Here is an 18,459-nt window from a genome sequence, read left to right as displayed (position 1 = left end):
ACACTCTCCCCCCCCCCGCCCCCCTCCCGATCCGCCGGCCCCCCCCGGGCCGCCCGGGCGCCCCCCCCCCCGCGGCGCGCCGACCCCCCCCCCCACCTCCAGGGGGGGGCCCGCAGGCCCCCCCCGCCCCGCCGTGCTCGTCGGCCACGGCTTCGGCAGCAACAAGGACGCGGTGCGTCCGGAGGCGGAGCGGCTCGCCCGCGCCGGATACGCGGTGCTGACCTGGTCGGCCCGCGGTTTCGGCCGTTCCACCGGCAAGATCGGCCTGAACGACCCGAAGGCCGAGGTCGCCGACGTCTCCCGGCTGATCGACTGGCTCTCCAAGCGCCCCGAGGTGCAGCTCGACCACGGCGGCGACCCCCGGGTCGGCGTCACGGGTGCCTCGTACGGCGGGGCGATCTCCTTGCTGGCCGCCGGATACGACCGGCGGGTGGACGCCATCGCCCCGCAGTTGACGTACTGGAACCTGGCGGACGCGCTCTTCCCGCACGGTGTGTACAAGAAGCTGTGGACGGGGCTGTTCTTCACGGCGGGTTCCGCGGGTGTCCCGATGGGTCCGGTGCAGTCCGGGGATCAGTCGTCCGATCAGGGCGGCGGTCAGTCGTCCGACCAGGGCGGCGGCACCGGACCGGGTGGGCCCGGGGACTCCGGGGGTGCGACGGGTTCCGGGGGCGCGTCGGGGTCCGGCGGGGCCACCGGGTCCGACGGGGCAACGGGGTCCGACCAGGGGACGGATCAGGGCGGCACCGCCGCCGGCGGCACCGCGGCCGGGGGCGCCGTAGGGGGCGCCCCCGGCACCGTTCCGACCTGCGGCCGTTTCGAAGCGGAGCTGTGTGCGATGTACCAGCGCGTCGCCGTCAGCGGGAAGCCGGACGCCGCCGCGCGCGCCCTGCTCGAGGAGCGCAGCCCGTCGGCCGTCGGTGACCGCATCAAGGTGCCCACCCTCATCGCCCAGGGCCAGGCCGACTCGCTCTTCCCCCTCGACCAGGCCGACGCCATGGCCAAGCAGATCCGGGCGGGCGGCGCCCCCGTCGACGTCGACTGGATCTCCGGCGGGCACGACGGCGGGAACCTGGAGTCGGACCGGGTGACGGGCCGGGTCACGGCGTGGTTCGACCGCTATCTGAAGAAGGACGCCTCCGTCGACACCGGTCCCGCCTTCCGGATCTCGCGTACCGGCGGTGTCGACTCCACCGACGGGGCGGCCCAGCTGCGCGGCGCCAGCACCGACCGCTACCCGGGGCTCGGGGACCACGACCGCACCGTGCCGCTGCGCGGCGCCCGCACCCCGCAGACCTTCGTCAACCCGCCCGGCGGCGATCCGTCGGCGATCTCCAACGTGCCCGGACTCGGCGGTGCCGGGGCGCTGTCCGGGCTCGGCATCGGCGTGTCGATGGACTTCCCGGGCCAGTTCGCACGCTTCGACTCGCAGCCGCTCGGCCGTGACCTCAGGATCACCGGCGCGCCGTCGGTCACCGTGCACCTCACGTCGAGCAGCGACGACGCGGTGCTGTTCGGGAAGGTCTACGACGTCTCGCCGGACGGCCGCAGCAACGTGCTGCCCGAACAGCTCGTCGCACCACTGCGGGTCACGGGCGCCCGGCACGGCAAGGACGTCCGCATCACGCTGCCCGCCGTCGACCACGCCGTGCAGCGGGGCCACCACCTGAGCCTGGTGCTCGCCAGCACCGACCTCGCCTACGCCACACCGGCGACCGCGGCCACGTACACGGTCTCGCTCAAGGGCGCCGGCCTGACCGTGCCGACCGCGCCCGGTCTGAGCACCGCGGCGGCACCGGTGCCGTCGTGGGTGTGGTGGCTGCCCGCCGCGGGCGCCGTGGCGGCCGGCGCGCTCCTCCTCGTCGGCCGGCGCCGTATCGCGCCGGCGCCGCCGGATGCGGCACTGGCCGACGTCCCGTTGCAGATCACCGGCCTGAGCAAGCGTTACGCGGGCTCCGCCGACCGGTATGCGGTGCGGGAACTGTCGTTCCGCGTCGAGCCGGGGCAGGTACTCGGCCTGCTCGGCCCGAACGGCGCCGGCAAGACGACCACCCTGCGCATGCTCATGGGCCTGATCGTGCCCGACGAGGGTGATGTGCGGATCTTCGGGCATGCCATCACGCCCGGGGCCGCGGTGCTGTCGCGGGTCGGCTCCTTCGTCGAGGGCGCCGGTTTCCTGCCGCACCTGTCGGGCCGCGCCAACCTCGACCTGTACTGGCAGGCCACCGGCCGCCCCGCCGAGGACGCCCACGTCGAGGAGGCGCTGCGGATCGCCGGTCTCGGCGATGCTCTGGAGCGGGCGGTGCGCACCTACTCGCAGGGCATGCGGCAGCGCCTTGCCATCGCCCAGGCCATGCTCGGCCTGCCCGACCTGCTGATCCTCGACGAACCCACGAACGGGCTCGACCCGCCGCAGATCCGCGAGATGCGGGACGTGATGATCCGTTACGCGCAGGGCGGTCGCACCGTCATCGTCTCCAGCCATCTGCTCGCCGAAGTGGAGCAGACCTGCACCCATCTGGTCGTCATGGACCGTGGCCGGCTGGTGCAGGCCGGGCCGGTGGCGGAGATCGTGGGCGTCGGCGACACGGTGCTCGTCGGCCTCGCCGCCGAACTGCCGGGGCCGCTGCTCGACAAGGTCACCGCGCTGCCGGACGTCGCCTCGGCGAGCCCGGTGCCGGACGGGCTGCTGGTGCGGCTGGCACCGGAGGCCGGTGCGCCCGGCGAGGACGAGCCGGTGGCGGCCGGAACCGACATCGGGCCCGCTCCCGCCACGTCCTCGGCCGCACAGCGGCTGCTGGTGGAGCTCGTACGGCTGGAGGTGCCGGTCACGTCCGTGGGCCCGCACCGGCGGTTGGAGGACGCGTTCCTGACCATGATCGGAGGCTCCGCATGAGCGCGCAGAGCGCCACCTCGCACGGCTACCGGCCCTCCCACACCCTGCCCCTGCGGGTGGAACTGGTCCGGCAGCTGCGGCGCCGGCGCACGCTGGTGATGATGGCGGTGCTCGCGATCCTGCCGTTCGTGCTGGTCGCCGCCTTCGCGATCGGCGGCGACCCGGCCGGCCGCAACGGGCGGATCAGCCTGATGACCACCGCCACGCAGTCCGGCGCCAACTTCGCCGCCACCTGCCTCTTCGTCTCGGCCGGCTTCCTGCTGGTGATCCCGTTCGCCCTGTTCTGCGGGGACACCGTCGCGTCCGAGGCGAGCTGGTCGTCGTTGCGCTATCTGCTGGCGGCGCCGGTGCCGCGCGCCCGGCTGCTGTGGTCCAAGCTGGTCGTCGCGCTGGGGCTCAGCGCCGCCGCCGTGGTGCTGCTCCCGGTGGTCGCGCTGGCGGTCGGCACGGTGGCGTACGGCTGGGGGCCGCTCCAGATCCCCACCGGCGGGGCGTTGGACACCGGCACGGCGGTGCAGCGGCTCGCCGTCTGCGTCGCCTACCTGTTCGTCTCCCAGCTGGTCACCGCCGGGCTCGGCTTCTGGCTGTCCACGAAGACGGACGCCCCGCTCGGCGCGGTGGGCGGCGCGGTCGGGCTGACCATCCTCGGCAACGTCCTCGACGCGGTGACGGCGCTCGGTCACTGGCGCTCGTTCCTCCCCGCGCACTGGCAGTTCGCCTGGGCGGACCTGATCCAGCCGCAGCCGGAGTGGGGCGGCATGATCCAGGGCTCGGCGGTGTCGGTGACGTATGCGATGGTGCTGGTGGCGCTGGCGTTCCGGGGGTTCGGGCGGAAGGACGTGGTGTCGTAGCGGCGCGCGGGGCGGCGGCCTGACGGGTGGTGCCCCCGTCAGGCGTACGGCGCCAGCACCCTGAGGATCGTCTGGTGCGAGGCGCCGTGCGTGTAGCCGCTGTACGGCTCGTGGAGCGTGTACGTGGCCCCGCCGTGCAGGGTGAGCGTGGCCCTGATCGGTATCTCCCGGTGCTTCTCCACCCGGGTCAGCTCCTCGTACGGCAGCCAGGTCGCGCCGTCGCGTGCGGCGAGCACCGCGGGCGGCTCGCCCAGCAACGTGAGCAGCGCGTCCTTTCCGTTGCCGGTGGGCTTGCCGGTCGCCGGGGCGAACAGCAGGCCGAGGTCGGTGATGAACAGGAAACCGACGCGCTCGTCGAGCCTGAGGTGCGCCATGGCTCCGATGATCCGCGCGGTGCGGGGTGAGACGTGCAGGTCGGCCGGGGTCTGCCCGGCGCCGCCGAGTGGGGCTGCGGGGTCGATACCGAGGGCGGTCAGGGTTGCCCGAGCCCGCTCCGCCCCCTCGGGGCTGCCCGAGAACAGATCGTCCAGGAAGTCCTCGAGATCGAGGGGGGAGCCGTCGGAGCGGAGGAAGGCCGGCTGGTCCGGCGCCTCGTCCCAGGTGTGGACGTGGCGTACCGACCCCGCCTCATGGGCGGCCAGGAGGACGACAGCGGCCAGGTCGCCCTGCACCGCGACGAGTTTGGCCAGGGCGTTCATGTCCTCGGCGGCGCAGAGCGCCAGGACCGCTGCCAGGTTCGTCTGGGGCTGCCCTGTCGCACGGGCGATGGCGCGGTGTGCCGGGGGCGCGGACTGCCGCAGTCGGGCGAGCGCCGCTTCCAGCGGGTAGCTGTCCCAGGGCACCCGCCGCCGAGGGTCCCCGAGGTCGAAGCAGGCTGCTTCGAGCCGGGCCGCGAACTGATCGGGATCGGGGAGCAACAGCCGGAGCGCCGGCTGCTCCTGCTCCTGCATCGGTGTCGGTGTCGGCATCGGCATCGGTGTCGGCGTCGGTGTCGCCGTCTGCTTCTGCATTTGTGCCTGTACCTGCGCTTGTGTCTGTGTCTGCGGCAGGCACCCCTCGTCCGGGGCGGATTCGAGGGCCCACAGCCGTTCGGCGACCGGCGGATGGGTGTCCCAGCGGGACGGTGCCCGGTAGACGTGGTCCGGGCGGGCCAGCCAGGTCCGTCGGGCCTCCAGGAGCCGGGCGAACCCGCCGAAGACGTCCTCGGGAGCCACGCCCGCGTCGAACCCGGCCTCCACGTAGGTGCCCAGGTAGCGGTGCCACTCGGCACCGAGCGGTGCCAGCATCCGCACCGCGCCGTGCGCCGCGGTGCGCCCCGCGATCCGGGCCATGACCTGGTCGGCGGCCAGTTCCTGGCGTCGGCTGGCGGCCCGTTGCACCAGGAGGAACAGCCGGGCGTACCCGCGGAACAGCCACGACAGCGGGTGGAGCGTGCGGCGCGGGAAGCGGTCCAGCATGCGGCCGACCGCCAGGTGCCCGCTGTGGCCCAGCGCGGTCAGCCGGCCGTCGCTGTGACCGAAGTGGGCGAACTCGTGGGCCAGCACCGCACGGACCTGCGCCAGGGACAGCCCCTGCAACAGCGGGAAACCGAGTAACAGGTACCGGCGTCCCGGCCGCAGCCCCAGCCAGCGCGGCTGCTCGACGACGGCCGCGTTGGCGAGCGGAGAGAGCCAGACCTGATCGGGCACCCGGGTGCCCACGGCATCCGCCAGCTCGTCGAGCGTCGACCACAGCTCGGGGGCGTCCGCGCGGTAGAGCGCGATTCCCGTGGGCTCGATCGGCTTGCCCCTCAGCACCGTGAGCGCGGCGAACCCGGTGCCGACGAGCAGCCCGAGGGCGATGCCGCCGGGGACGATCAACAGGGTGTGGACCTCGGACAGCAGGAACAGCAGCATCCCGCCGCCGACGCAGAGGCCCAGCAGGCCCGCTCCTGCTACGACATAGAAACCCACGAGGCAGAACAGGGAGATCACCTGACGCATGGCGGGTCAGGCTACCGGCCCGCCCCGCACGGGCGCTTCTCGCCTGCCCCTCGGCCCGTGGTCCCGCTGTGACCGCCTTGCGGGACGGACCGGGGTGGTTCAGAAGTCAGGGCTCACCCGCAGGTCGTCGAGGGCCGCGGGCGTGCGATCGGCCTTGAAGGACCAGCCCGGCATGCCACCCCAGCTGATGGAGAGCCGTAGGTAGTCGACCAGGGTGATGTCGGGGCGCCCGCAGACTCCGTGGATGACGGGGTCGGCGCTCCGGTGGGAGAGCGGGATGTCGTGGGTGGATCCGCTGATGTCGGCCTTGTGCAGCTCGTCCGGAGCGAAGTCGAACACGAATCCCTCGTCGGCGAGATCGTCGGCGAGGTCCTCGGCGAGGCTGTCGGCGAGGTCCTCGGTCAAGTCGTCCGCGGAGTCGGCGTCGTCCTCGAACCGACTGCGGTGTTCGTCCCAGCTGTAGCGGAGATACCCGGTGTCCGGGAGAACGAGTGGGTCGGGCAGGATCCCGGCGGCAGCGCCGTACTGGTCCTCTCCGGCGTAGTACAGGTGCAGGGCAGGGCAGTCACCCGCGAACCACACGCCGCCGACGTGTCGCAGACAGGCTTCGAGTGCGAGGGGCACGGTGCCGATCTCCCGTACGAGCACGTCCAGTTCCGCCTGGTCCTCAGCCGTGGGCGGGGTGCGCAGCGTGCCGCTGGGCACCAGACCGAGATCGGTGAGCCGGGCGGCCAGCCGGGCGATGTGCACGGCCACCCGTTGCATCGTCTGCGCAGCCACGGCGGTGCAGTCCTCGATCAGCGCGTCGGGGACGGGCCCGAGGCCGCGCAGATCCGCCCAGACGGTCTCGTGGTCACCGTTGAGGTAACGCTGCGTATAGGAAGTCACCGAGGCAGGCTGTCCCATCGCGGGCGGGGGCGGCAAGCCTGTGCGGCCGGCGGTCCGGCGGCCTACGCTCGGGCCGTGCCGGACCCCGGGACGCGGACCACGCGGACCTCGGTTGACACCGGTTGACATCGTTTCGACATCGGTCATGGAAGGAAGCCCACGATGCGACTCCGTCTTCGACTGGCCTTACTGGGGGCGCTGTCCGCCCTGCTGATACCCGCCGCCACCGCCGCCACGGCCGAGGCGGACGCGTCCGGCCCGCAGACCTACGTGGTGTGGCAGTGGAACGTCGCGGGGGACGTGATCCACGAGGGCTCGACCGGAGACGGGCTGATCACGGCGGCCGCCTCGTCGATCCTCAACCGGTCCGCCGACTTCGCCTCGTTCAACGAGCTGTGCGAGAGCCAGTACGACGCGCTCATCGCGGAACTGCGCACCCGCGACTGGCCCCAGGACCCGGACAACTTCGCCCGCTTCGAAGCGAGCCGCCAGCCGGGGAACCCCTCGGTCTGCCGGGGCGGCGCCTTCGGCAACGCCATCTTCAGCAAGCGCCCGCTGGGCACCGCCGACCGTTTGAAGCTGCCCGACGACGGCAGCGTCGAGAAGCGGAACATGCTGTGCGCACCGCTCGTGGACGGCTCGGGCACCCGGTTCTGCACCACCCACATCACCACGAACCAGAGCTACAACGTCAGCCAGCTGGAGTTCGTACGCAACCAGCTGGAGACCTACCACGCCGCCGGCGAGACCCCGCTGATCGCCGGTGACTTCAACGCCCAACCCCACTACGGGCGCCTGAACGACTTCTACGCGGCCAGCCTCGACGTGCCCAACAACCCGAACAACACGGGCCAGTACCGGGAGCTCGACGACAACGACCCCGGCAACTGCATCGGCTACGGCGAGTGGACCTCCGAAGGCACCCCGGGAGCCCCGCCGCCCTGCGGGGGCAAGGCCAAGATCGACCTGATCTTCGTGCGGGAATCCGACCTCGCCGGTTCCTACAGCGGGGACTCGCTCAGCATCTCCACCGCGTGCAGCGGCGTCGCGGAGTGCTCGGACCACCGCATCGTGATCGGCACGGTCACGGTCGCGTGAGCACGTCCGCCGGCACCTGGACCGAACGGGCCTTACCGGGGCCCGGTTGACGGGATCATCGGTGCATGGCTGGGTTCGGGGGACATCGGCAGCGGCGCACGCTGATCTTCGGCGTGGGCGCGGTGGTCGGAACGGTCGTCTCCGGGTGGTACGGCATCCACCCGGGGTCCGGATGGGCGGACACCGCAGACCTCGTGGCCCCGCTCACCGGCTTTGCCGGGCTGCTGCTGGCCCTCCTCGTCCGGGCCCGGCATCGTGAGGCCGCGTTGCCCTGGTGCTGCGCCTGATCGAGGACGACGCCCGTACCGTGCTCTCCGCCCAGAGCCGCCACGCCTCGGCCCTCGCCAGTGCCCAGGCCCCCGCTGTCGCCCGCTGGATCGCGAGCGCCTCCGAGGCGCCCACCCGCGCCGACGCCTGGGAGGAGGTCGCCAGGACGCTCACTCAGGTGCGGGCCTGCCTGGGCCTTGGCGCCACCCTCCTGCGCACGTTCGCCGACGACCCCCCCGATCGCCTGCCCCGCCGCATCGAGGCGCTGCGCAACGCCGGCCCCGGACCGGTCGACCGCCTCACCGCCGCCCGGGCCAGACTCGCGGCGGAACCCGAGGCCGTATGGGTCGCCGTCAACCACTACCGCCAGGAAGTGCTGGGGCTCGCCCCCTTGCCGGAACCACCGTGAGCCCGTGCGCTCCCCGAGCCGGTGCCGCGGCACGGCCGCCGGTACGACGGCGGCGGCCGCCGGTACGACGGCGATCGGGACCCCTCCCCGGCGCCGACGGCCACCATGGCGCCATGCAGCGAACCGTTCGCAGGACCACCGTCTCGATCGTGCTGCTCGCCGCGGTGCACATGCTGGCCGGGTGCTCCGCGGGCACAAGCGGCGGCGGTTCGTCCGGCCGGCCCGCAGGTGCCTCCTCCAGCGCTGCGTCCCGCGCGGCGGCCCCGACCCGATCCCAGGTCACGTGGCTGGGGAAGGTGTGCGCCGCCGACGAGGACTTCCAGACGCAGCAGAGCGCGGCGCGGGTCGTCGTGCTGAGCTTCATTCCACGTGAACCGAGCCGTGGGGAGATCGTCCACTTCGTCAAGGTGAACCACCAGGAACTCCGGGACAAGGTGCAGCAGTTCGGGAAGTTCCGCCCCGCGCCCGTCAGAGGCGGTGACGAGGTCGTCGCCGCCTACGTCGGCGCCCTGAAGACCGCGGCCACCACGACCGGGGAGCTTCAGAGGACCGCGGACGACCCCGCGTCGTCGCACGAGACGCTGGCCGGCCTTCCCCTGGAGGTGTCCGACGCACTTCAGGCCGTCCTGCCGAAGGGCGCCGACCTGCCGGGCCTGACCGCCCGTGATCCGACCGCGAAGCAGGCGTACCGGGCCGCCTCGGACTGCCGGGCCGCCCACCCGCTCACGGCGACCGCCTCTCCCACGCCAGGTGCGGACGCCTGATGAGGTGCAGCGGCTCGCCGTCCGCGTCGCCCACCTGGTCGTCTCGCAGCTGGTCACCGCCGGACCTGGCCGCTGGGGTCCGCGACGGCGGAATCCCGCTTCGCGTCACGGGCCCTGCGGGTCAGCGGCGGGCTTGAGCACCTCCCGGCACCAGGTGCGGAAGTCCGTCGGGGCGGTGTGGGCGATCGTCCAGTCCTTGTCGTAGATGCCGTCGTCGTGTGCGGCGAACGCCTCGGTGACGTCCCTGACCGCCTGGTCGTGGAGGCCTCGGGAGCGGCTGAGGGACGCGAAGTCGTCCAGGCTCATGCGGTGGTAGGCGACCGGACGCCCGATTTCCTGGCTGATCACCTCGGCCATGCCGTCCGGGGTCAGCCGGTCGGGGCCGAACAGGGGGAGGTCCTCCTGCCCGCTCCAGGACCGGTCGGTGAGCAGGTCGGCGGCCGTGCCGGCGATGTCACGCGTCGCGATCGTGGGCAGCGGCCGGTCGGCCGCGCCGGTCAGGTGGAACGCGCCCTGCTCGCGGATCGCGTCGAGTTGTCCGAAGAGGTTCTCCATGAAGAACGGCACGGACAGCGCCCGGTACGCCGCTCCGGACCTGCCGAGTTCGGCGTCCATGGCGAACGCCGCCGAGAGGACGCCGGCCGGGGTGGGCCAGCCGTGCCCGGCGCTGGACACCCCCACGACGTGGCCGACACCGTGGCGGGCGACAGCGTCCGCGCCCACCCGTGCGAAACCGAGATAGTGCTCCGCGGCGCTCGACGCCCGCGGGTTCGGCGGGACCAGCCAGAACAGTGCCGACGCACCGGGCAGTGCCCTGTCGAGCACGGCCGGATCGTCATGAGAGCCGCCGACGATTTCGACCCGCCCGCGAACCGTCCCGTCCAGCCGCGCCGGGTCGCGGACGACGACCCGTACGTCCTCGTCCCGGTCGAGTAACCGGCGGACCAGCTGGCCGCCGATCCGCCCGGTCGGTGTGGTGACGACGATCATCAGATCTCCTCCCCTGCCATAACATGAACATGAACTCCGGTTCCGAATATAGCCTTGGCCGCCGCCTCGCAGCAACTACGATGAAGCGACCATGACCGCTCCCCAACGCCCGCTGCGCGCCGACGCCCGGCGCAACCGCGAGGCCGTCCTCGACGCCGCCGGCGCGCTGTTCGCCCAGCGCGGCGACGCCGTTCAGATAGACGAGATCGCCGAGCGCGCCGGCTTGGGCGTCGGCACCCTCTACCGGCACTTCGCCGACAAGCAGGCACTCCTCGCGGCGATCATCGGCCGCCGCCTGGAGGCGATGACCACCCTGGCCCGCACCGCCGAGGAGTCGCCGGATCCCTGGACGGCGTTCGAGACCCTGCTGCACGGATACCTGGAGTCCGCACAGGCCGATGCCGCGTTCCGCTTCGCTCTCCTCGGCCCCAACGAGCCGAAATGGAGCGACATCGCCGCCGCGAAGACGGACCTGTCGACGATCACCGAACGCATCGTGCAGCGCGCCGTCGACGCCGGCCGCCTCCGTGCGGACTTCCGCGCCGACGACTTCGTCCTGATCACCCGCGGCGCCATGGCGAACATGACGGGCACGGGTGACTGGCGCAGGCACCTCACGCTCGTGCTCGAGGGCATCCGCGGCCCGGAGCGCTGACCCCGGCACCCCGTGCGGGGATCACCGGCGGAACGGACCTCGGCCATGACGCTCTTTCCGGCACGCCGAGGTGTGTGAAAACCGCTGTGTGATCGCCGCTCCGAGCCGCGGCGGACAGCCCCACCACGGCGCTCCCCGCGTCCTCGTCGTCGACACCACCGCTCCGCCGGGCGAAGCCGGCCAAGCGGTGGTAAGAAGGATCGAGGGCCGCGCGGTGCGAGCACTGGAGTGACGCCATGACCTCGCAGTCTTCCGAATTCGACGTCATCAGGGTCGTCCTCGGGTCTCCGCACGTCGTGGGCGGCGCGGAGGAGGAACTGCGGGCCGGACTCGCCGAGCGACCACGACGGATTCCGCACCGCTACGGGTACGACGCGACGGGCTCGGCGCTGTTCGAGGAGATCACCCGGCTGCCGGCGTACTACCCACCCCGCTCGGAGCGCAGGCTGCTGCGGGCTCACGCGGACGAGATGGCAGTGCTGTCAGGCGCCGTCGAACTCGTGGACCTCGGTGCCGGCACCGCGGAGAAGTCGGAGATCCTCGCGTCGGCCATGGACGCGCACGGCCTCCTTCGCGCGTACACGGGGGTCGACGTCAGTCCGGGGCCGATGGCGGCCGCGGCCCACCGGTTCGCGGTCCGGTGGCCGGCGGCCCGCATCACCACGGTGCACGGCGACTTCGCCACCGCTCTGCCGTGGCTCCAGGGCCGTGGGACCGGGCGTCTCATGGTGATGCTCGGCGGCACGTTCGGCTGCCTGGCGCCCCCCGAGCGTGCTGACTTCCTGCGCGCGCTGCGCAGCTGCTGCGGGCCGCGTGACCACGTACTGCTCTGCCTGGACCTCTATGACCCCGTCGACACCGTGCGCCGGGCGTACGAGGCCGGATGTGCGGGGGAGCGGCCGGTACGCCGGATGTTCGCCCTCAACACCCTGGCCCATCTCAACAGCGCGTACGGCGCCGACTTCGATCCGGCCTGCTTCGAACCGACCGTCGTCTACGACGTCCCGCTCAGGCAGGTGCGGGGCGAGATCCGCAGTACCGCACGGCAGCGCGTCACCGTCGCACGCCTTGCCATGACGATCGATCTCGTCGAGGACGAGATGTTGCTCCACGACGTGATCCAGAAGTTCGAACTGCGCGACCTCGTGGGGGAGCTGGCCTCGTTCGGTTTTCGGTGTCGTCGGCACTGGGTCGAGGAGGAGTTCCGGTGCGCCGCTCTCCTGCTGAGCTGACGGGGCCGTGCGCGAGCGTGGTCGGTGGCCCGGGGGCCGGCCCCGGCATCAGGGTGCGGTCCTAGGCCCTGTCGTCAAACTCCCGTCTGCTCGGCGACGCCATGCACGCACTCTCGCCGCACCGGGCACAAGCCCACGTACATCCAGTACGCGGACTCGCGCCCGGCACGCCGAGAGCACGCACCTGACGCCGCCGAGCCGCCCTTCGGGCAACGACGCGAGTTTGACGACAGGACCTAGGGAGCCTCTGCCGCGTCGCGGCGTTCGGCGAACCGCGCCAGCCGGCGCTCCAGGTGGGATCGGCACTCGGGCCACTCCTCGCCGGTCACCGAGAAGATCGCCGAGTCGCGGAGCCGGCCGTCCTCGCCCGGCGCCCAGGACCGTGACCAGTTCCGCAGCACGCCCTCGAAGCGGGCGCCGACCGACGCGAGCGCGGCCCGGCAGCGGTCGTTGCGGGCGTCCGTCTTCATGTCGACGCGTGCCACGCCCCAGTTCTCGAAGGCGTGGCGGAACAGCAGGAACTTGGCCTCCGTGTTCAGCCCGGTGCCCTGCGCCGAGGACGCCAGCCAGGTGAAGCCGACCTCGACGGCGAACAGGCCGTCGCCCGGCGGCAGCACCCGCGGGTCCCAGTAGGACGTGGCCCCCACGGCCCGTCCCGACGCCCGGTCCACCTGCGCGTACGGAGCCAGCCTGCCGGTGGCGGCACGGGCCTGCTGGGCGTCGATGTAGCCATGCACCTCGGACGCGGTGGGCACCCAGGTGAAGCCGTAGGAGCCGCGGTCCTCTTCCACGGCCACCGCCAGGTCCGCCGCATGGTGGTGGTCCAGGGGCTCCAGCCGCACCAGGTTTCCCTCCAGCACCGCCGGTCCCTCCAGCACGAAACCCACCGCTCACCATCCCGTAGCCGTAGCCGTAGCCGTAGCCGTAGCCGTAGCCGTAGCCGTAGCAGTCGCTGTTGACTCCGCTGCCGGTGTCGCCGTCGGCCGGCCGCGTCCTCGACCGCCAGCGTTCCAGAGCCGGTGCGTGCCTGTCGCGCGGAATTCCGGTCGTGCGGGGTGCTGCGGCCGCAGACGGGAGTGTGACGACAGGGGCTCAGGCCTTCGGGATGTCGAAGTACCGCGTCAGGGTGGCCGCCAGGGTCACGTCGCCCTGGAGCTTCACCTTGCGGGTGAAGAACATCTGGATCGGGTTGGCGTTGCCGGAGACGAGCTTGAGGAACTCGACGTCCTTGAGGGTGAGGGTGACGCGCGGCGCCGCCTCGGTACGGCCCTTGTGGACGGTGCAGGCGCGGTCGGCGATCAGCGTCTCGTAGCAGGCCTCCGCGTCGTCGGCGCCGGTGATCCGCCAGCGGACCAGCGCGTTGAGGGAGCTCGCCGCCTCGGGGCGGAACTGCCGCTCCATGCGGTCGAAGACCTCGTCGAGCACCCTTTCGCGCAGGGCGGCGTCCTGGGCCAGCTCCGCGATCTCCCGGGCGGACAGGCCCTTGACGATCCGTGCGAACTCCTCGGGCGTGACGCGTGCGAAGTCGAGCTCCGCCAGCCCGTCGACTCCACCTGCCATGGCATTCCCTCCTCCACCGGGCCGGTGCGCCCGACGTACTTACTTGAGAGTAAGTTTACTTGAAAGTAAGATACCGGGACGCGATGGGGCGGGCAAGGGTGAGCGGCCCTGGCCACCGGCGTGAGCAGCGGGAAATTGCCTGGTGCCGGCGGGTTGAAAATTTCCTACGCGTGAGTAAGTTGACTCGACGGTAAGCGGCAGGCGAAGGCGCGAACGGGAGCCGTCATGGGCGTACGCAAGGATCTGAAGCAGGCCGCGCGACGCAGCGATCTGGCGAACCGCACCACCACCGAGCTGGTGCGCGACGAGGACGGCACCGTGCGCGAGGCGCGCACCGCCCCGCTCGTGGCCACCTCACCCGCGGGCAGCGCGGCGGACATCCCCTTCACCAACGCCACCGAGGCACCGGACGCCGTCGTGCTGCGGCGCAAGACGAGCGGCGCCTGGCGGCCGGTCACCGCGGCCACGTTCGCCCGGGAGGTCACGGACGCCGCCAAGGGCCTCATCGCGGCGGGACTGGCGCCGGGCGGCCGGGTCGCGCTGATGTCCCGCACCCGCTACGAGTGGACCGTGCTCGACTTCGCGATATGGGCGGCCGGCGGCCAGACCGTCCCCATCTACGCGACCTCGTCGGCCGACCAGATCGAGTGGATCGTCCGTGACTCCGGCGCGCGTTTCGTCATCGCCGAGACCTCCGAGAACCTCACCACCGTCCAGGCCGTCTTCGCGGCGCTGCCCGAGGGCGAGCGGCCCAAGGCCTGGCAGATCGACCCCGGGAGCGGTGCCGAGGACGAGGGCGTCACCGGCGAGGGGCCGGCGGACGGGCCGGTCGGCCCCGGTGTGCTCGCCGAACTGGCGGCGCTGGGCGCGGACGTCGCCGACGACGAGGTGACCAAGCGGCGCGGCGCGCTGACCGCCGACACCATCGCCACCGTCTGCTACACCTCCGGCACCACAGGACGCCCCAAGGGCTGCGTGCTCACGCACGGCAACCTGCACGCGGAGGCCGCCAACACCATCGAGCTGCTCCACCCGGTCTTCAAAGCGGTCACCGGACAGGTCGCCGCCACCCTGCTGTTCCTGCCCCTGGCACACATCCTCGGCCGCACCATCCAGCTCGCCTGCCTGCTCGCCCGGATCGAGCTCGGCCACTGCCCGAGCATCAAGCCGGACGACCTCCGCCCCGAACTGCGCTCCTTCCGGCCCACGTTCGTCGTCGGCGTGCCGTACCTCTTCGAGAAGATCCACGACACCGGCCGGGCCACCGCCGAGAACATCGGCCGCGGCGCCTCCTTCGAGCGGGCCGACCGCATCGGGGTGCGCTTCGCCGAGGCGGCCCTGGCGAAGTTCCTGGGCACCGGCAAGGGCCCCTCGCTCGGCCTGCGGCTCGCCTGGGGCCTCTACGACCTGCTGGTCTACCGGCGGATCCGCTCGGAGGTCGGTGGCCGGCTGCGGTACGCCATCAGCGGCGGCTCCCCGCTCGACAAGCGGCTCAGCCTCTTCTTCCTCGCCGCCGGGATCCTCATCTACGAGGGCTACGGGCTGACCGAGACCACCGCGGCGGCCACCGTCAGCCCACCGCTGCGGCCCCGCCCCGGCACCGTCGGGCAGCCGGTGCCGGGCACCGCGGTACGCATCGCGGACGACGGCGAGGTGCTGGTCAAGGGCGGCATCGTCTTCCACTCGTACTGGAACAACCCGACCGCGACCGAGGCCGTGCTCGCCGACGAGTGGTTCGCCACCGGCGACCTCGGCGCCCTCGACGACGACGGCTACCTGACCATCACCGGCCGCAAGAAGGACATCCTCGTCACCTCCAGCGGCAAGAACGTCTCACCGTCCGTGCTGGAGGACCGGCTGCGCAGCCGCCCGCCGATCGGGCAGTGCATGGTCGTCGGCGAGGGCCGCTCCTTCGTCGCCGCCGTCATCACCCTGGAGCGGGAGACCGTCGACCACTGGCTGTCCGTGCGCAAGATGCCCGCCGACACCCCCATGGCCGAGGTCATCAGCGACCCGCGCATGATCGCCGATGTGCAGAAGGCGGTGGACTACGCCAACGCGGCCGTATCCCGCGCCGAGTCCATCCGCAAGTTCCGCCTCGTCGAGGGCGAGTTCACCGAGGACAACGGCCTGTTGACCCCGTCGCTGAAGATCAAGCGGTATGCCGTGGCGGAGGCCTACGCGCGCGAGATCGAGGAGTTGTACGGGAGCTGACGGGGGCGGGCCGGGGACAAGCGGGCTCCGCCGGCCGCCTCCTGCGCACAACTGCGCGGTCCCCCGCCGCGACGCGCGCACAACTACGCGGTCCCCGCTATGCGTCCACACAGTCAGGTGTGCGCGTCCGCCCGGTACGGAGTGCGGCACTCCGCACCGTTGGGGCGGTGCCGCGGCTTATGCTCGGCATGTGATCACACCCGCCGCGTTCCGCCTGCCGTCGCCCGGTGCCGTACGGGACGGAGAGGTGCCCGCACTCCCTGGAACCCCGGTGCCGCTGTCGGTGCCAGGGAGGGCCGGCGACCCGCTGGTGCCCGGGCAGCGTTCGACGAGCACGGCGCCGGCAGCCGGCGCCGTTGCCGGTGGCACGGGGGAGCCCGGCTCCGTGGCCGCCGTGGCCGCGCCCGCTTCCGACGCGCCGGCCTCCGATACGCCCGCCGGGCCCGCCCTCTGGCTGGTGGACGTCGTGAAGGACGCGGACGCCGCCCTCCTGCTCGGCCCCGGCATCCTGGACGCGGCCGAGCGCAAGCGGGCCGCGGACTTCCACCGGGAGCGGGACCGCAGGATGTACACCGCCGCCCATGTGGCGCTGCGGCTGCTGCTCGGTGCCCGGCTCCAGACCGCACCGGAAGCGGTCGAGTTCATCCGTGAGGAGTGCCCGACCTGCGGCGAACCGCACGGTAGGCCGGCGGTGCCGGGCGGCCGGCTGCACTTCTCGCTCTCGCACAGCGGCGGGCTGGCCCTGATCGGCCTCGCGGACACCGTCATCGGCGTCGACGTGGAGCAGACGCCCTCCCTCGACGTCGCCACCCAGACCGCGCGCATGCTGCACCCCGACGAGACCGCCGAGTTGGAGGCCCTGCCCGAGCAGGACCGTGCCGTCGGTTTCGGCCGGGCCTGGACCCGCAAGGAGGCCTACCTCAAGGCCATCGGCACCGGCCTGTCCCGCAGCCCCGCCCTGGACTACATGGGCACCGGGCAGACCCCGGCCCAGCACCAGCCGGACTGGACGCTGGCCGACGTGGCGGTGCCGGAGGGGTATCTGGCCGCGGCGGCGACGCGCCGGTGAGCAGGGCCCCGGCGGCGGTGGGCGAGAGCTGCTGCGGCCGAGGAGCGAGGGGAGCGGACACCCGCGGAACGCGGCCCTCCGGAGCGACACATCACCAAGGACCGCGGGCGCAGCGCCGGCACAACAATGGCCATTTTCCGGCGCCTTGACACGCCCCTATCGGCTCGGTCCCGGGTGGTGGATCATGCTTGAATCGTCGGCGTTCGCGCCAGATACGGCGCCGACGCCCGAGGCGAGGAGGCACCGTGATCGCACCGCCCGAACCGGAGCTCACCGAAGCGGAGATCATCGAACGGGCCGTGGCCCTGCGGCCCGCCCTGCTGGACCGGCAGGCCGAGACCGAGCACCTGAGCCACTACCCCCAGGAGACCCACAAGGACTTCCTGGCGGCCGGCTTCTACCGCATCCTCCAGCCACGCAGATACGGCGGCTACGAGTTCGGGCTGCCCACGTTCTACCGCGTGGTGACCGAGATCTCCCGCGGCTGCCCGTCCACCGGGTGGGCGCTGTCGCTCGGCGCCGCGCACGTGCTCCAGGTCGCCGGCCTCTACGAAGCCGACGTCCAGGACGACGTGTTCGGCCCCGACGGTGACTTCCGTGCCGCGTCCACCGTGGCCCCGGTCGGGACGGCCGAGCCCGACGGCGACGACCACGTGGTGCTCGACGGCACCTGGAACTACTGCTCAGGATCCCCGTTCGCCACGCACCTCCTCGCGCAGACCATGCGGCCCGCCGAGCAGCCCGGCGGAGCACCCGGGCCCATGGCGCTGTTCGTCGCGCCGCGAGAGGTGTGGAGCCTGGTGGACGACTGGTACGGCGTGCTGGGCATGCGCGGCAGCGGATCCAACAGCATCCGCATGGAACGCGCCCGCATCCCCGCGCGGAACGTCCTGGACGCCGTCCTGATGGACCTCCCGGTGGAAGGCGGCACCGTCGGCGCGCGGTTGCACGGCAACCCGATGTACGCGGGGCGCGCCGCGAGCTTCTACGAGGGAGAGCTCGCCGCCATCCTGGTCGGCCTCGGCTACGCCGTCACCGACGAGTACGCCCGGATCATCGCCGGCCGCCCGCTCCTGACCGACCCGGGGCGCACCCGGGCCGACCTGCACGACTACCAGCGCCACCTCGGGGAGGCGCTGGCCGCCGTGCACACCGCGCACGCCGCCGTGCAGCACACCGCAGCGGACTGGATGGACGCCTGCCGGCGCAACGTCACCGGCGAGGCACCCTTCAACGCCGCCCAGGACGACCGGCTCGCGCTGGTCTTCGTCACCGCCGGGATGATGGCCTTCGACGCGGTGCAGAAGCTGGTGCGGACGGCCGGGTCGCGGCACTTCAGGGACGGGGAGCGGATGCAACGGTACTTCCGCGACGCGACGACGGCCTGGACGCACGTCGCCCCGTCCATGGCCGAACCGTTCGCGCGACGGGTGGCCCGCGCGCGGTTGGGTCTGCCGGCGGACGACATCCTGCTACTGCCGTAGGGGGTTTGCCCCGCGCCGGGGCGCGCCGGGCGCACCTAAGGGGGCGCGGGGCTGTATCAATATGCGGCTCCGCCGCGTGGGCGCCGGGCGCACCTGAAGG

Annotated in this window: 16 protein-coding genes; 11 read left to right on the top strand and 5 right to left on the bottom strand. The window is 72.5% G+C overall.

Annotation, left to right across the window (positions count from 1 at the left end):
• Both NQO67_RS39520 and NQO67_RS39515 read left to right on the top strand, forming a co-directional pair.
• A partial coding sequence (locus NQO67_RS39520) for an alpha/beta fold hydrolase (RefSeq protein WP_445195120.1) occupies positions 1-2,896 on the top strand: 2,896 nt, incomplete at its 5' end.
• Entirely contained in the window at positions 2,893-3,747 is an 855-nt protein-coding gene (locus NQO67_RS39515; protein WP_255955354.1) for an ABC transporter permease, read from the top strand. The genes NQO67_RS39520 and NQO67_RS39515, both read left to right, overlap by 4 nt.
• A 38-nt stretch (positions 3,748-3,785) precedes the next feature.
• Here the strand turns inward: NQO67_RS39515 and NQO67_RS39510 are convergent, their stop codons facing one another.
• A complete protein-coding gene (locus tag NQO67_RS39510) occupies positions 3,786-5,729 on the bottom strand; it encodes a M48 family metallopeptidase (RefSeq protein WP_255955353.1) in 1,944 nt (647 codons plus the stop codon).
• A gap of 99 nt (positions 5,730-5,828) precedes the next feature.
• Complete coding sequence (locus tag NQO67_RS39505; protein ID WP_255955352.1) at positions 5,829-6,617, bottom strand: hypothetical protein; 789 nt, start codon at positions 6,615-6,617, stop codon at positions 5,829-5,831.
• Positions 6,618-6,779: 162 nt separating this feature from the next.
• On the opposite strand from NQO67_RS39505, the gene NQO67_RS39500 reads away from it, so the two are divergent.
• The 4 genes from NQO67_RS39500 (at position 6,780) to NQO67_RS39485 (ending at position 9,155) form a co-directional block, all read left to right on the top strand.
• Complete coding sequence (locus tag NQO67_RS39500) at positions 6,780-7,715, top strand: endonuclease/exonuclease/phosphatase family protein (protein WP_255955351.1); 936 nt, start codon at positions 6,780-6,782, stop codon at positions 7,713-7,715.
• Between the two features lie 65 nt (positions 7,716-7,780).
• A complete protein-coding gene (locus NQO67_RS39495; RefSeq protein WP_255955350.1) occupies positions 7,781-8,002 on the top strand; it encodes a hypothetical protein in 222 nt (73 codons plus the stop codon).
• Entirely contained in the window at positions 7,990-8,391 is a 402-nt protein-coding gene (locus NQO67_RS44070; RefSeq protein ID WP_305126835.1) for a hypothetical protein, read from the top strand. The genes NQO67_RS39495 and NQO67_RS44070 overlap by 13 nt, the downstream gene beginning before the upstream one ends.
• 113 nt (positions 8,392-8,504) lie before the next feature.
• Entirely contained in the window at positions 8,505-9,155 is a 651-nt protein-coding gene (locus NQO67_RS39485; protein ID WP_255955349.1) for a hypothetical protein, read from the top strand.
• Between the two features lie 105 nt (positions 9,156-9,260).
• On the opposite strand, the gene NQO67_RS39480 is transcribed toward NQO67_RS39485, so the two are convergent.
• Entirely contained in the window at positions 9,261-10,145 is an 885-nt protein-coding gene (locus NQO67_RS39480; protein ID WP_255955348.1) for an NAD(P)H-binding protein, read from the bottom strand.
• A 91-nt stretch (positions 10,146-10,236) separates the two neighbouring features.
• On the opposite strand from NQO67_RS39480, the gene NQO67_RS39475 reads away from it, so the two are divergent.
• Both NQO67_RS39475 and NQO67_RS39470 read left to right on the top strand, forming a co-directional pair.
• Entirely contained in the window at positions 10,237-10,800 is a 564-nt protein-coding gene (locus NQO67_RS39475) for a TetR/AcrR family transcriptional regulator (RefSeq protein WP_255955347.1), read from the top strand.
• 236 nt (positions 10,801-11,036) lie between these two features.
• Positions 11,037-12,032: an L-histidine N(alpha)-methyltransferase gene (locus tag NQO67_RS39470; RefSeq protein ID WP_255955346.1), complete on the top strand. Its 996-nt coding sequence runs from the start codon at positions 11,037-11,039 to the stop codon at positions 12,030-12,032.
• A 236-nt stretch (positions 12,033-12,268) separates the two neighbouring features.
• Here the strand turns inward: NQO67_RS39470 and NQO67_RS39465 are convergent, their stop codons facing one another.
• Positions 12,269-12,919, bottom strand: a complete 651-nt coding sequence (locus NQO67_RS39465) for a GNAT family N-acetyltransferase (RefSeq protein WP_255955344.1) — start codon at positions 12,917-12,919, stop codon at positions 12,269-12,271.
• A gap of 205 nt (positions 12,920-13,124) precedes the next feature.
• The gene (locus NQO67_RS39460) at positions 13,125-13,592 is read right to left on the bottom strand and encodes an SCP2 sterol-binding domain-containing protein (protein WP_255955342.1); all 468 of its coding nucleotides are present in this window, start codon (positions 13,590-13,592) and stop codon (positions 13,125-13,127) included.
• A 225-nt stretch (positions 13,593-13,817) separates the two neighbouring features.
• On the opposite strand from NQO67_RS39460, the gene NQO67_RS39455 reads away from it, so the two are divergent.
• From NQO67_RS39455 to NQO67_RS39445, 3 genes are all read left to right on the top strand, one after another.
• Positions 13,818-15,806 carry an AMP-dependent synthetase/ligase gene (locus NQO67_RS39455; RefSeq protein ID WP_255955341.1) on the top strand — a complete coding sequence of 663 codons (1,989 nt, stop codon included), beginning with the start codon at positions 13,818-13,820 and terminating at the stop codon, positions 15,804-15,806.
• A 190-nt stretch (positions 15,807-15,996) separates the two neighbouring features.
• The gene (locus NQO67_RS44465; protein WP_255955340.1) at positions 15,997-16,875 is read left to right on the top strand and encodes a 4'-phosphopantetheinyl transferase family protein; all 879 of its coding nucleotides are present in this window, start codon (positions 15,997-15,999) and stop codon (positions 16,873-16,875) included.
• A 245-nt stretch (positions 16,876-17,120) separates the two neighbouring features.
• Positions 17,121-18,359 carry an acyl-CoA dehydrogenase family protein gene (locus tag NQO67_RS39445; RefSeq protein ID WP_255955339.1) on the top strand — a complete coding sequence of 413 codons (1,239 nt, stop codon included), beginning with the start codon at positions 17,121-17,123 and terminating at the stop codon, positions 18,357-18,359.
• Positions 18,360-18,459: the final 100 nt, after the last annotated feature.

It is taken from the genome of Streptomyces odontomachi (assembly GCF_024435355.1).
Lineage (GTDB): Bacteria > Actinomycetota > Actinomycetes > Streptomycetales > Streptomycetaceae > Streptomyces > Streptomyces odontomachi.
Note: the sequence above shows the minus strand (reverse complement) of the source record. Positions and strands in the feature narration are given on the sequence as shown.

What these genes read in the sequence shown, in the direction of transcription:
- NQO67_RS39515 (WP_255955354.1), top strand. Translation starts at nt 2,893, where the DNA reads ATGAGCGCGCAGAGCGCCACCTCGCACGGCTACCGGCCCTCCCACACC.
- NQO67_RS39510 (WP_255955353.1), bottom strand. Translation starts at nt 5,729, where the DNA reads ATGCGTCAGGTGATCTCCCTGTTCTGCCTCGTGGGTTTCTATGTCGTA.
- NQO67_RS39500 (WP_255955351.1), top strand. Translation starts at nt 6,780, where the DNA reads ATGCGACTCCGTCTTCGACTGGCCTTACTGGGGGCGCTGTCCGCCCTG.
- NQO67_RS39495 (WP_255955350.1), top strand. Translation starts at nt 7,781, where the DNA reads ATGGCTGGGTTCGGGGGACATCGGCAGCGGCGCACGCTGATCTTCGGC.
- NQO67_RS39485 (WP_255955349.1), top strand. Translation starts at nt 8,505, where the DNA reads ATGCAGCGAACCGTTCGCAGGACCACCGTCTCGATCGTGCTGCTCGCC.
- NQO67_RS39480 (WP_255955348.1), bottom strand. Translation starts at nt 10,145, where the DNA reads ATGATCGTCGTCACCACACCGACCGGGCGGATCGGCGGCCAGCTGGTC.
- NQO67_RS39475 (WP_255955347.1), top strand. Translation starts at nt 10,237, where the DNA reads ATGACCGCTCCCCAACGCCCGCTGCGCGCCGACGCCCGGCGCAACCGC.
- NQO67_RS39470 (WP_255955346.1), top strand. Translation starts at nt 11,037, where the DNA reads ATGACCTCGCAGTCTTCCGAATTCGACGTCATCAGGGTCGTCCTCGGG.
- NQO67_RS39460 (WP_255955342.1), bottom strand. Translation starts at nt 13,592, where the DNA reads ATGGCAGGTGGAGTCGACGGGCTGGCGGAGCTCGACTTCGCACGCGTC.
- NQO67_RS39455 (WP_255955341.1), top strand. Translation starts at nt 13,818, where the DNA reads ATGGGCGTACGCAAGGATCTGAAGCAGGCCGCGCGACGCAGCGATCTG.